Source organism: Streptomyces chattanoogensis, assembly GCF_001294335.1.
Classification (GTDB): Bacteria; Actinomycetota; Actinomycetes; order Streptomycetales; family Streptomycetaceae; genus Streptomyces; species Streptomyces chattanoogensis.
The window spans coordinates 74511-86366 of record NZ_LGKG01000139.1; the positions used below are offsets into that span (position 1 = coordinate 74511).

Here is an 11856-nt window from a genome sequence, read left to right on the forward strand (position 1 = left end):
CGGACGCGATTACCTCACCATGCCCCGGCCACGCCCACGAAACAGGTGACCTCCATGAGTAACGAAGCCCCGCAGGAACGCGACCGTCTGGAGTCGATTCAGCGCAGCGTGGACGCCTTTTCGACCGGGGTCATCGACGCCCTTCCCGTCGAAGGTTCCTGGAACTGCCTGGAGTTGGGCGCGGGTGCGGGATCCATCGCCTACTGGCTCGCCGAACGGTGCCCGGACGGGCGTGTGGTCGCCGTTGACCTCGACACCCGCCATCTCGATGCGGACCGGGCCGCGAACCTGCAGGTCCGGCGAGCCGACATCACGCGCGAGGATTTCGCACCCGGCGCTTTCGACCTCATTCACGCCCGCTATGTCTTCTGCCACCTCTCCGCGCGTGACGAGCTGATCGAGCGGGCCGCCCGCTGGCTCACCCCCGGTGGCTGGCTGGTCGTCGAAGAGCCCTACCACCTCCCGGCGGACACCTCGCCCTTCCCTGTGGTCCAGCGCATCCTCGCCGCCTACCAGCGCCATTACCGCGAGCACGGATCCGATATGACATGGGCGCGGGGCCTTCCCGCTCTGCTGGCCCGCAGTGGGCTCGGTGAGGTGTCGTACGTCGGGAACCTCGGCTGCATGGGCGGACTCGACAAGGACCGCTGGCTTCCGCTCATCACGCAGGCCGCCCCGTCCCTGCTCGCCGACGGCCTCATCGCCGAAGCCGACCTCGCGCAGTTCTCCGAGATGCTGAAGGACCCGGCGTTCGTCGACATCCCGCAAGTGACCCTTTCCGTGTGGGGCCGCCGTCCTGGGCTCGAGACCGATGGTGCTGCTCGCGGCGGGGCTTGCGTGGCGGTGGGGGCGAACGTGCAGGAGGGATAGGGCTGTCCCTTTTGAGTGGACAAGGGGCGTGTGTCGCACGTATGTTCCGCGTGAGCTCGGGCCGTTTCGGGGAGACGGCCGACTGCGCTCGCAGACACCGTGATTCAGAACCCGTGGGGGGTTTCGCATGTCCCATATGCCCGTGGCGCCACCGCCACCGCCGTCGCCGTCGTCGCCCGGCTGGGCCGTTCCGGCCGGCCCGTCGGCCGTACTCCGCTCGCCTGTCGGGCTCTCGCAGGCTGTCATGCTCCTGCTCGGTCTCGTCGCCGTCGCCGACGTGTTCGCGCTGTGGCAGGGCGCTCGGTCGTACGAGCTGGCCGGCCGCATCATCGCCAACGTCGGCTCCGTGACCTCGGGGGAGATCGACCGGGCGGACGCGCTGTACAGGGTGTCCGGGTACGTGCAGGTCGCCTTCACTCTGGCGACTGCCGTGGTCTTCCTCGTCTGGTTCCACCGAACCCGCGTCAACGCAGAGGTGTTCGCCCCCGAGTGCCACGCGAAGAAGCGCGCCTGGACGATCTGGGGCTGGATCGTGCCGGTGATCAACCTGTGGTTTCCCCGGCGGATCGCCGCCGACATCTGGAATGCCAGCGCCGACGGCAACTCCCGGTCCAGGGCGCTGCTCAACTGGTGGTGGGCGCTGTGGATCGTGGACCTGCTCTTCGGGCGCCTGGCCAGTCGCCGGTACGTGGCGGCCGAGACGCCGGAAGAGATCAAGGGGGCGATCGCCGGACTCATGGCGAGCGATGGCTTCAACATCGCGGCCGCCGTCCTCGCCGTCCTCTTCGTGCGCCGTCTCACGCGCATGCAGCATGAGAAGGCGCTGCGGGGGCCGGCGGTCTGACGGCGGCGGGGCCTTCGGAGCCGGGACCTCACCCCCGGCGGCCGGCACGCTGACCACGGGAACGCCGGATGTACGGAATTCAACGAACGTGATGGCAATGCCATCTATGGCCATCTGTTACATAGAGGAGCAGGGACTGCAATATCGGGCCAATAGATTCATATCGCCTCGTCCGAGGGGAGGAGGGCAATCCATGAAGGTTGAAGGGAACTGCTGATATGAGCCGTATGCACTGCCGTCGCGGAGTTACGCGGGCCGCAAGCCTCTCGGTCGTCGTCGCTGCGGCGCTTCTTGCGCCGGCCGCCGCCGCGATGGCGCAAGAGTCTCCCCTCGCGGCCCCGTCGGCTGCGGCGGCCCACGGTGCGACGAAGCCGGTCACCATCGACATCGGTGCTGGGACGTCGGTCGTCCTCAAGGGCGGCAAGCTCTACTACGCCGGCAAGGCCCTCAAGCCCGGCCAGGTCATCAACGACGGCATATACCTGTACCTGAGCGCCGATGGGCAGCGTCTCTACAGCAAGACGCAGGGCGGCGGCACCCCTTACGCCATCTGGAACGCCAAGACCGGCAAGAGCCTGGGCACCCAGAAGAACAGCCCTACTGCGGCCAAGGCTTCTCTCACCGCCAAGGCATCGACCGCGTCCGTGCGTGCCTGGCAGAAGTTCACCATCACGGGCAAGGCGACCGGCATCAAGGCCGGCAGCAAGGTGACCCTGCAGCAGAAGCAGCGCGGGGTCTGGAAGTCGCTGCCCGCTGCGGCCCCCGTCAACACGTCCGGTTCCTACAGCCTGTGGGCCAAGCTGGGCCTCAAGGGCACCAACGAGCTGCGCATGGTGGCGGGCACGACCTACTCGCCCGTCTTCAAGGTCACCGTTCGCTGACCGCAGGCGGCTGCCCGTCCGAGCCGAAGCCCGTTGACTGCCGTAGCGGCGGTCGGCGGGCTTCGGCTCGTCGCGATATTGCGATATTGGATATTGCGTCGTGATCGTGGTTGGGGTTGGGGTTGGAGTCGCGGGGCCGGGCAGTACCCTCGTGCGGAATTCATTCGAATGAACGTGCGGGGTGGGGCGGCGGTGCTCAAGTTCTACTACCGGCTGGTGCATTGGAGACGGCGGATCGCGCGGGCCGCGGGGTGGCGTACCGGCGGCCGGGGTCCGCGGCGGGGGCGGGGGCGTTCCTTCGGGCGTGAATTCGTCCACCGCGCACGGCCGTTGCTGGTGTTCGGGGTGCTGGTGGCGATCGCCGTCGCGCTGTCGGCGATGTTCGCCTGGGCGCAGGGGCCATGGGTGTGAGCGGGGTGCGCGGGGCCGTACGGCATCCGGTTCGTCGTACGGCCCCGTGCGCTGGGGGTGAGGGTCAGGACGACTGGGCCGTGGTGTAGAGGTTCTTGGCGTCGTCGCCGAAGTACGGGCCGAACATGGTGTTCGGCAGGAACTGGTAGCCGAAGCTGTTCACCGAGGACTGCAGACCGGTGCCGGTGGACTCGTTGAACGAGGTGAACCAGGGGCCGCCGCTGGAGCCGCCGGTCATGTTGCAGGACAGGCCGTGGTCCTTGGACAGCAGCGGATCCTTGATGGTGGTGCCGCTGCAGTAGATGAGCTTGCTGCCGTCGTACGGTGCGGCCGCCGGGAAGCCGAACGCGTACATCTGCTTGTTGTAGCCGGAGTTGAACGCGAGTCCCTGGCCGCCGACGACATCGGTGAGCTTCTTGCCGTCCAGCGGGGCGACGACCGCGGCGCCGACGTCGTAGTTGATGTCCTCGCTCGCCGTCCACTGGGGGGTGGAGAGCGTCTTGGAGGCGGCCCATTTGCCGTACGGGGCCTGGCCGTCGTGGTAGCCGGGGACGAAGACCCAGTTGGTGTGCCAGGCGCCCTTCAGCTTCACACAGTGCCCGGCGGTGAGCACGGTGCTCTTGTTGGCGCTGGTCACGGCGTCGCCGGAGCAGGAGGCCTGGCGGCCCTGGTAGGTGAAGAACACCCGGCCGGTGGTCTTGACATGTGCGCCGCCGCCGGTCCAGGGTCCGCCGGCCTGGGGGAGGACGCCCTTGAGCCCGCCGAGGCCCGTCAGGCCGGGCAGTCCGGGCAGCGCGGCGGGGGCGGCGGCCTTGGTGGGCTTCACCAGGTGCTCGGCACCGCTGCGTACGGCGGCCTTGCTCAGCGCGCCCGGCTTGACCGGCAGCAGGTCCAGCGGGGTTGCGGAGCGCATCCGTTCCGGCGTCCAGAAGGATGCGAGTCGGGACGGGGAGCTGCTGGGGGCGGGCTGGGGAGCGGCGTCCGCGGCGCCGGTCTGGAGGGCCGAGGCGAAGAGGATGCCGATGGCTATCAGGGCACCTGTGGCGGGGCGGGACATGTGGGGGCTGTGGACCGTTCTGGGGGCGCGGTTCACGCGTGACTCCTTCCCAGGAATGGCATGCGCATGGAGACATGTCAGGGAGAAGGGTGGCACCGCGGAGCGCGCCGGGTAAGGGGGCGGGTCAGGCCGTTTTACCCGGGGGAGGGGAGGGGGCCGGAACGGGACAGCCGGACCCGCAGGCCGCCAGGCGGGTTGCCGGGCGGCTTGCGGGGCGGGATACCGGGCCGGACGGGGGCTTCGCCGTCACCCTTCGCCGATCACCGTCGCCGTCCCGCTCACCTGCACCCGCGCATCCCCCTCCCGCAGCTCCACCGTCAGCAGGCCCGGCCGCCCCAGGTCCTCCCCCTGATGCAGCGTCAGTGTGGCGCCGTCCTTCACCAGGCCCAGCTCCCTCGCGTACGCCCCGAAGGCGGCCGCCGCGGCCCCGGTCGCCGGGTCCTCGACCACGCCGCCCACCGGGAAGGGGTCGCGGACGTGGAACACCGCATCCGACGCGCGCCAGACCAGCTGGAGGGTGGTGAGGTCGAGGCGGCGCATCAGGGCGGCCAGGCGGTCGAAGTCGTAGTCGAGGGCCGCGAGGCGGTCGCGGGTGGCGGCGGCGAGGACCAGGTGGTTGTTGCCGGCGAAGGCGATCCGGGGCGGGAGGTCCGGGTCCAGGTCGGCGGCGGGCCAGTCCAGGGCGGCCAGGGCCTCGGCGAGGTCGGCTTCGGCCACGTCCGACACGTGCGGTGCGACGCTGGTGAGGGTGGCCTGGAGGGTGCCGTCCGCCTCCCGTACGGTGACCGGCACCGGGCCCGCCTGGGTGGCGAAGAGCAGGTCGCCGGGGCCGATCCGCTCGGCGAGGGCGACGGCGGTGGCGACCGTCGCATGGCCGCAGAACGCCACCTCGGCGAGCGGGCTGAAGAAGCGGACGGTGAAGGCGCGGCCCGGCTCGCCGCCGAGGTCCTCGGGCGGGGCGGTGAGGAATGCCGTCTCCGAATAGCCCAGTTCGGCCGCGATGGCGAGCTGGGCGGCGTCGTCCAGGCCGGTGGCGTCCAGGACGACGCCGGCCGGGTTGCCGCCCCGGGGGTCGGGCGAGAAGGCGGTGTAGCGCAGGACCTCGGAGGTCAGGGTGTCGTGGCGAGTCATGCCGGGGGAACGCGGCGCTCCGGTCGGCTATTCCCGTACGGCCAGGGGCGTTTCGTACGGCGGGGAGGGCGGGGACGGCCGCCCGGGCTCCCGGCTAACCCCGCCCGATGTACGGCATGTTCGTCGCCATCACCGTCGCGAATTGCACATTGGCCTCCAGCGGCAGTGACGCCATATGGACGACCGTGCGGGCGACATCCGCCGCGTCCATCACGGGCTCGACCGCCGTCCGGCCGTCGGCCTGGAGGATGCCGGTCTGCATCCGGCCGGTCATCTCGGTGGCGGCGTTGCCGATGTCGATCTGGCCGCAGGCGATCCGGTACGGACGGCCGTCCAGGGAGAGGGACTTGGTCAGGCCCGTCATGGCGTGCTTGGTGGCGGTGTAGGCGATCGAGTGCGGGCGCGGCACATGGGCGGAGATGGAGCCGTTGTTGATGATCCGGCCGCCCTGCGGGTCCTGCTCCTTCATGGCGCGGAACGCGGCCTGGGCGCAGAGGAAGGAGCCGGTGAGGTTGACGTCGACGACCGTGCGCCAGTCGTCGTACGACAGCTCCTCCAGGGGGCCGGACCTGCCGAACGTGCCTGCATTGTTGAAGAGCAGGTCCAGGCGTCCGAAGCGGTCGCGGACGGTGGCGAAGAGGGCGTCCACCTGGCCGGGTCGGGTGACGTCGGTGGGCACCGGCACGACGGCGGGGCCGTCGGTGCGGGACTGCCGGGCCGTTGCCTCCAGGGCCTCCGGGCGCCGTCCGGCCAGGACGACATGCCAGCCGGCTGCGGTCAGCTCCTGGGCGACCGCCCGGCCGATGCCGGAACCGGCGCCGGTGACCACGGCCACCCGGTCGTTCGTGTTCTGTGCCATGGCGGCAGGGTAGACGGCGTGCGGGCGGCGGGGCGGCCGGGGACCGGCCGGTCCGGCTCAGCCGTCCGTGTGGAAGCGCCGCAGCACCGCCGCCTTGGCGGCGCTGAACTCCTCGTCGGTGAGGATGCCGTCGCGGCGCAGCTCGCCCAGTTCGCGCAGCCGGCGGAGCAGGGCGTCGTGGTCGTCGCCGGGAGAGCCGGGAGAGCCGGGCGGTGCGGCGGCCGGAGAAGGGGACGGGGCGAGCGACGGGGGTGTCCCGGCCCCGGCCGGCGCGGAGGGGTGCGGCAGCCGGACCGCCACCGCTGCCGCCAGCAGGGCCGTGGTGCCGATCTCCTTCTTGAAACCCCACAGTTCAAGGGAGTTGGGGTCGTGCTCCGGTTTGCCGGGTGCGGCCGCACCGCGCGGGCGGAAACGCAGATACCCGGACTCCAGGCCCATGGCGTCCCGCCACTCCACCGCCTCCAGGTCGGCCAGCGCATAGTCCCGCGGGCCGGCCTGCCGCTTGGCCTCCCGGGTGTCCCAGCGCCACTCGAGGCGCACCCGTTCACCGTCGAAGCTGGCGATGCCGTCCACCCCGGCGGCCGACAGCGGTACGGAGGGCCCCGGCAGCAGGTAGCGGTCGGTGGGCCCGTCGGGGATCTGCTCCAGCATCAGGGCCTGCCGTACGGCGTCCACCAGATACGCGGCGACATCGGCCCGCGCGGCATCCACGGTCAGCTGATACGGGTTGGCGCCCTCGGGCAGGCCGCCGCCGGTCACCTGGAGCAGCGGGTCCGCGCCGTCCCGCAGGCGCAGCCGCAGCCGGCCGCCCTTGCGCGCCGGTTCGTAGGCGAGGGAGGCCATGGCGGCCAGCGGCACGGTGACCTCGCCGAGGTCCTGCCGCAGCCGGTGCACCCCGCGCTCGCGCCCCGGCACGATGCGCAGGGCATCGCCCTCGAAGCTCCAGGTGCCGTCGCGCACCATCAGTTCAGCCATGACCCAACCCTACGAAGGGCGTACGAGAACCGGCCGCCACCTGACCCGCCGAGGTGCACCCCGGATTCTTCCCACCCCACTCGGGGAGGTGCCGGGCTGTAGCGGCGGAGCCGTGTAGGCCCGGTACCGCTGCCGAACAGCCCCGCGCAGCGGACCGGCCGCAGGCGCAACGGCGAGAGACCCCCACGGCGGGGAAGCCGAAAACGTGGGGCCCGGGCAAAGCGCAGCGGACGGGTGAACCGTCACCCACCTGTCATGTATGCGTCGGACCCCCGACAGCGGGCCGCCAGCCCCCACCCCTCCAATCACTGATGACAACCACCGTCAGGGGAGGGGCAGATGACCCAGCACGCGCCCGCGCACGGGCACGCCGCGCACCGGCAGACCCCGGCGCACGAGCAGGAGATCCGGGCCGCCGCCGCCCACCTCGGCCGCCGCCGCTTTCTCACCGTCACCGGCGCCGCCGCCGCACTCGCCTTCGCGACCAACCTGCCGGGCGCCGGTGCCGCCCATGCCGCCGAGGCCGACGCCCGGAAGATCAGCGAGAACCCGTTCACCCTCGGCGTGGCCTCCGGCGACCCCCTGCCGGGTTCCGTGGTGCTGTGGACCCGGCTCGCCCCGCGCCCGTACGAGCCGGGGAACGGGATGCCGGACGCCAGAGTGACAGTCCGCTGGGAGGTCGCCTACGACGAGCGGTTCACCCGGCTCGCGGGCAAGGGCAGCGCCTACGCGCACCCGGAGTTCAACCACTCCGTCCACATCGAGCCCACCGGCCTCGCCCCGGACCGGGTCTACTACTACCGCTTCCGCGCCGGCAGCTGGATCAGCCCCGTCGGCCGCACCCGCACCGCGCCCGCCCGCGGCGCCCGCAACTCCCGGCTCAAGCTCGCCGCGGTCTCCTGCCAGGCGTACCACGACGGCTACTACACGGCCTACCGGCACCTGGCGGACGAGGACCTCGACGTCGTCTTCCACCTGGGCGACTACCTGTACGAGTACCCGGTCGGCGCGGCGGGCGGCGTCCGCAACTACACCGACCGCACGCTGCCCGCGCTCTTCAACCGCGAGACCGTCACGCTGGAGGACTACCGGCTGCGCTACGCCCTGTACAAGTCGGACCCGGACCTCCAGGCCGCCCACGCCGCGCACCCCTTCATCGTCACCTGGGACGACCACGAGGTGGAGAACAACTACGCCTCCGACATCAGCGAGGACAACCTCCCGCCCGCGGAGTTCCTGGTCCGCCGGGCCGCCGCCTACCGCGCCTACTGGGAGAACCAGCCGCTGCGCCGCCCCCAGCTGCCCAAGGGCTCCGACGCCCGGCTCTACCGCCGCGTCCACTACGGACAGCTCGCCCAGTTCGACATCCTCGACACCCGGCAGTACCGCTCGGACCAGGCGTACGGCGACGGCTGGCATGCGCCGGGCCCCCAGTCGCAGGACCCGGGGCGGACCCTGACCGGTGCGGCCCAGGAGCGCTGGCTGATCGACGGGTGGCGGCAGTCCACCGCACGGTGGAACGTGGTGCCCCAGCAGGTCACCTTCTCCGAGCGGCGCAATGCCGCGGGTGACGCCTACCAGGTCAGCATGGATGCCTGGGACGGCTATACGGCCTCCCGGGAGCGGGTGCTGGCGGGTGCGGAGTCGGCGGGGGTGGACAACCTCGTCGTCCTCACCGGGGATGTGCATGTCCACTACGCCTTCGACATCAAGAAGGACTTCGGGGACCCGGGCTCGCGCACCGCGGGGGTGGAGTTCGTGACCACCTCCATCGCCAGCGGCAAGGACGGCGCGGACAAGCCCGCCAACTGGGCCGCCTATATGGCCGCCAACCCGCATCTGAAGTTCTACAACGGGCGGCGCGGCTATGTGACCGTCACCCTCGGTCAGGACAGCGCCCGTGGCGACTACCGGACGGTGTCCGCCGTCACCGTCCCCGGGGCTCCGGTGCGGACCGCCGCATCGTTCGTCTCGGAGGCGGGCGATCCGGGGCTGAAGCCTGCCTGACGGCCGGCGGAGGAGGACGCCCGGGGGCCGGGGTCTGACGTCCTGCGCCGGACCCCGGGCGGCGGGCCTCGCGTACCTGCCCGTCCGACGTCCTGCGTCGTACCTCGGGCGGCAGGGCCCGCGTACCTCCCTGTCGGACGTCCCACGTCGGACGTCCGACGTAGGACCAGGCGTAGGACCAATGGAGGGCCCGGAATACCGGCCGGGCGCCGCCGTGTGCGTGCCACCATGGTGCGGCCATCACTCACCCATGGAGACGCTCATGACGGAGCCTGGCCCCAGCACGCCCGGATCCCCGGCCATATCCCCGGCCGGAACCCAGGACCCGCCCGCGATACCCGGGCGGGGCGCGGCACCCACCCCGTCCGCGGCCCGCCGGCGTCACCGAGGTCACCTCGCGCACCAAGCGGTACCACCCACGGCTCCTGCCCCGGCCGACCCCGCCGCGGGGCGCCGCACCGGCCTCCTCGTCACCCTCGTCCTCGGCGGCCTCACCGCCCTCGCGCCGCTCTCCATGGACATGTATCTGCCGGCCCTGCCGCAGGTCACCGGCGCCCTGCACAGCCCGGCCGCCACCGTCCAGCTGACCCTCACCACCTGCCTGGCCGGCATGGCCCTGGGTCAGATGGCCGTCGGCCCGATGAGCGACAAGTGGGGACGCCGCCGCCCGCTGCTGGCCGGCATGGTGATCTACGTCCTGGCCACCGCCCTGTGCGCCTTCGCCCCGGGCGCCGAACTCCTCATCGCCTTCCGCCTGTTGCAGGGCCTGGCGGGCGCGGCCGGCATCGTCATCGCCCGGGCCGTGGTACGCGACCTGTACGACGGTGTGGCGATGGCCCGCTTCTTCTCCACGCTGATGCTGGTCGCCGGCGTCGCCCCGGTGGTGGCGCCGCTGATCGGCGGCCAGATCCTGCGGATCACCGACTGGCGCGGCGTCTTCGCCGTCCTGACCGTCGTCGGCGTCCTGCTCACCCTCCTGGTGTGGCGCGCACTGCCCGAGTCCCTGCCGCCCGCCCGGCGCCACTCCGGCGGCCTCGGCCAGACCGTGCGCACCATGGGCGGGCTGCTCGCCGACCGCGTCTTCTCCGGTTACCTCCTGGCCGGCGCCTTCGCCTTCACCGCGATGTTCGCCTACATCTCCGCCTCGCCGTTCGTCGTCCAGGAGATCTACGGCGCCTCCCCGCAGGTCTTCGGCCTGCTCTTCGGCGTCAACTCCGTCGGGCTGGTGCTGGTCGGCCAGATCAACGGCAAGGTGCTGGTCGGCCGGGTCGGCCTGGACAAGGTGCTGGGCACCGGTCTGGCGCTGATGACCGTCGCCGCGGCGGGCCTGCTGCTGATGTCGTCGGGGGCGTTCGACACGGTGGGGCTGGCGCCGGTGGCCGTCGGGCTCTTCGTGATGATGGCCGCGATGGGCCTGGTCGCGCCGAGCACCAACGCCCTGGCCATGCAGCGCACCCCGCACGCCGCAGGCTCCGCCTCGGCCCTGATGGGCACCTCGACGTTCCTCCTCGGCTCCGTCGCGTCCCCGCTCGTGGGCATCGCGGGCGAGCGGACCGCCGTACCGATGGCCCTGGTGCAGCTTTCGTGCACCGTTTTGGCGCTGGTGTGCTTCCTGGTGCTGTGCCGCCCGTGGCAGCGTAGGGGGGAGAGCATCGGCGGCACGGCGGGCGAGAGGAACAGGCTCTGAACGCACCGGGACTCAGATACGGCACACCGGCCCAGGCGGGCCTCGACGCCGCCTGGACCGAACGGCTGGTGGACGGTGTGCGGGCGCTGCCCGAGGGGCGGCGGCCCTGGTGCGCGGGCGCGGTGGTGCTGGCCGGGCGTGGCCCGGTCGTCGCCGCCGAGGCCGCCACGGGCTGGGCGGTCCGCTACCGCGCGTACGACCCCGAACGCGACCGCGGCCTCGACCTGCCCCGCGACCTGTGGGAGCCGATGCGCATCGGTACGGTCTTCGACCTCGCCTCGCTCACCAAGCTCTTCACCGCCGTCGTCACCCTGCAGCAGGTGGAGAGGGGCCGGCTGGGCCTCGACGACCAGGTGCACACCCATCTGCCGGACTTCGCCCCCGGCAGCACCGTCCGCAATCTGCTCACCCACACCTCGGGACTGCGCGCCGAGCTGCCGTTCTACGAGCGCCGGGGGCGCGCCGCGCAGCTGGCGCTGCTGTGGGCGGAGTCGGCCGCCCCGGCGGGCCCGCCCGGCGGCGCGTACCACTACTCCGACCTCAACCTCATCGCGCTCCAGCTGGTCCTGGAGTCGCTCACCGGGCGCGGCCTGGACGTGCTGGTACGCGAGGGCATCACCCGGCCGCTCGGTATGGCCAGCACCTCCTACGGGCCGCTGGCGCCGCCGGGTGTGGCGGCGACGGAGGACCAGCGGCGGCCGTGGGCCAAGGCGGACCGGGGCCTGCTGCGCGGTGTGGTGCACGACGAGAACGCCTGGGCGCTGGGCGGCGTCGCCGGTCATGCGGGCCTCTTCGCCACCGCCCAGGACCTGGCCGTGCTGTGCCGGGCGCTGCTGGGCGGCGGCGCGTACGGCTCCGCCCGCATCCTTGGGCCCGGGGCGGTGGCCGCGCTGCTCGATCCGCCCGGCCTCGGGTTCGCCGTGGACCAGCCGTATTTCATGGGCGAGTTGGCGGGGCGGGGCGCGGCCGGGCACACCGGCTTCACCGGCACCAGCCTGGTTCTCGACCGGGCCACCGACACGTTCCTGGTCCTCCTGGCCAACACCGTCCACCCCCGACGGGGCAACGGCGGCAGCGCCCCGCGCGCGGCCGCCGCGACCTGCCTGGCGCGTGCCGTGCTGCGCTGACCGGACG

Annotated in this window: 11 protein-coding genes; 7 read left to right on the forward strand and 4 right to left on the reverse strand. The window is 72.1% G+C overall.

Going from position 1 to position 11856, the window contains the following annotated elements; all coding sequences use genetic code 11:
- The first annotated feature begins 54 nt into the window (after positions 1-54).
- The 4 genes from ADL29_RS19190 (at position 55) to ADL29_RS19205 (ending at position 3006) form a co-directional block, all read left to right on the forward strand.
- Positions 55-870: a class I SAM-dependent methyltransferase gene (locus ADL29_RS19190; protein WP_078971130.1), complete on the forward strand. Its 816-nt coding sequence runs from the start codon at positions 55-57 to the stop codon at positions 868-870.
- Positions 871-997: 127 nt separating this feature from the next.
- The gene (locus ADL29_RS19195) at positions 998-1714 is read left to right on the forward strand and encodes a DUF4328 domain-containing protein (RefSeq protein ID WP_053924882.1); all 717 of its coding nucleotides are present in this window, start codon (positions 998-1000) and stop codon (positions 1712-1714) included.
- Between the two features lie 218 nt (positions 1715-1932).
- Positions 1933-2595, forward strand: coding sequence for a hypothetical protein (locus tag ADL29_RS46330; RefSeq protein ID WP_342671174.1), 663 nt, complete (start codon positions 1933-1935; stop codon positions 2593-2595).
- 168 nt (positions 2596-2763) lie between these two features.
- Entirely contained in the window at positions 2764-3006 is a 243-nt protein-coding gene (locus ADL29_RS19205; protein WP_053924883.1) for a hypothetical protein, read from the forward strand.
- A 64-nt stretch (positions 3007-3070) separates the two neighbouring features.
- Here ADL29_RS19205 and ADL29_RS19210 read toward each other — a convergent pair whose 3' ends face one another.
- From ADL29_RS19210 to ADL29_RS19225, 4 genes are all read right to left on the reverse strand, one after another.
- Positions 3071-4063 carry a trypsin-like serine peptidase gene (locus ADL29_RS19210; protein ID WP_053924908.1) on the reverse strand — a complete coding sequence of 331 codons (993 nt, stop codon included), beginning with the start codon at positions 4061-4063 and terminating at the stop codon, positions 3071-3073.
- 246 nt (positions 4064-4309) lie between these two features.
- Complete coding sequence (locus ADL29_RS19215; protein WP_053924884.1) at positions 4310-5194, reverse strand: PhzF family phenazine biosynthesis protein; 885 nt, start codon at positions 5192-5194, stop codon at positions 4310-4312.
- 94 nt (positions 5195-5288) lie between these two features.
- Positions 5289-6053, reverse strand: a complete 765-nt coding sequence (locus ADL29_RS19220) for an SDR family oxidoreductase (protein ID WP_078971124.1) — start codon at positions 6051-6053, stop codon at positions 5289-5291.
- 57 nt (positions 6054-6110) lie between these two features.
- On the reverse strand, positions 6111-7028 hold the full coding sequence (locus ADL29_RS19225; RefSeq protein WP_053924885.1) for a DUF4429 domain-containing protein: 918 nt from the start codon (positions 7026-7028) through the stop codon (positions 6111-6113).
- Positions 7029-7367: 339 nt separating this feature from the next.
- On the opposite strand from ADL29_RS19225, the gene ADL29_RS19230 reads away from it, so the two are divergent.
- The 3 genes from ADL29_RS19230 (at position 7368) to ADL29_RS19240 (ending at position 11849) form a co-directional block, all read left to right on the forward strand.
- Positions 7368-9035: an alkaline phosphatase D family protein gene (locus ADL29_RS19230; RefSeq protein WP_078971125.1), complete on the forward strand. Its 1668-nt coding sequence runs from the start codon at positions 7368-7370 to the stop codon at positions 9033-9035.
- 262 nt (positions 9036-9297) lie between these two features.
- Positions 9298-10722 carry a multidrug effflux MFS transporter gene (locus tag ADL29_RS19235; RefSeq protein WP_078971126.1) on the forward strand — a complete coding sequence of 475 codons (1425 nt, stop codon included), beginning with the start codon at positions 9298-9300 and terminating at the stop codon, positions 10720-10722.
- Between the two features lie 77 nt (positions 10723-10799).
- Entirely contained in the window at positions 10800-11849 is a 1050-nt protein-coding gene (locus ADL29_RS19240; protein ID WP_053924911.1) for a serine hydrolase domain-containing protein, read from the forward strand.
- Positions 11850-11856: the final 7 nt, after the last annotated feature.

Excerpts from the sequence above, each read along its gene's own strand:
- ADL29_RS19210 (WP_053924908.1), bottom strand. The coding sequence starts at position 4,063 with ATGTCCCGCCCCGCCACAGGTGCCCTGATAGCCATCGGCATCCTCTTC.
- ADL29_RS19230 (WP_078971125.1), top strand. The coding sequence starts at position 7,368 with ATGACCCAGCACGCGCCCGCGCACGGGCACGCCGCGCACCGGCAGACC.
- ADL29_RS19195 (WP_053924882.1), top strand. The coding sequence starts at position 998 with ATGTCCCATATGCCCGTGGCGCCACCGCCACCGCCGTCGCCGTCGTCG.
- ADL29_RS19220 (WP_078971124.1), bottom strand. The coding sequence starts at position 6,053 with ATGGCACAGAACACGAACGACCGGGTGGCCGTGGTCACCGGCGCCGGT.
- ADL29_RS19215 (WP_053924884.1), bottom strand. The coding sequence starts at position 5,194 with ATGACTCGCCACGACACCCTGACCTCCGAGGTCCTGCGCTACACCGCC.
- ADL29_RS19190 (WP_078971130.1), top strand. The coding sequence starts at position 55 with ATGAGTAACGAAGCCCCGCAGGAACGCGACCGTCTGGAGTCGATTCAG.
- ADL29_RS19225 (WP_053924885.1), bottom strand. The coding sequence starts at position 7,028 with ATGGCTGAACTGATGGTGCGCGACGGCACCTGGAGCTTCGAGGGCGAT.
- ADL29_RS19205 (WP_053924883.1), top strand. The coding sequence starts at position 2,764 with ATGAACGTGCGGGGTGGGGCGGCGGTGCTCAAGTTCTACTACCGGCTG.
- ADL29_RS19235 (WP_078971126.1), top strand. The coding sequence starts at position 9,298 with ATGACGGAGCCTGGCCCCAGCACGCCCGGATCCCCGGCCATATCCCCG.
- ADL29_RS46330 (WP_342671174.1), top strand. The coding sequence starts at position 1,933 with ATGAGCCGTATGCACTGCCGTCGCGGAGTTACGCGGGCCGCAAGCCTC.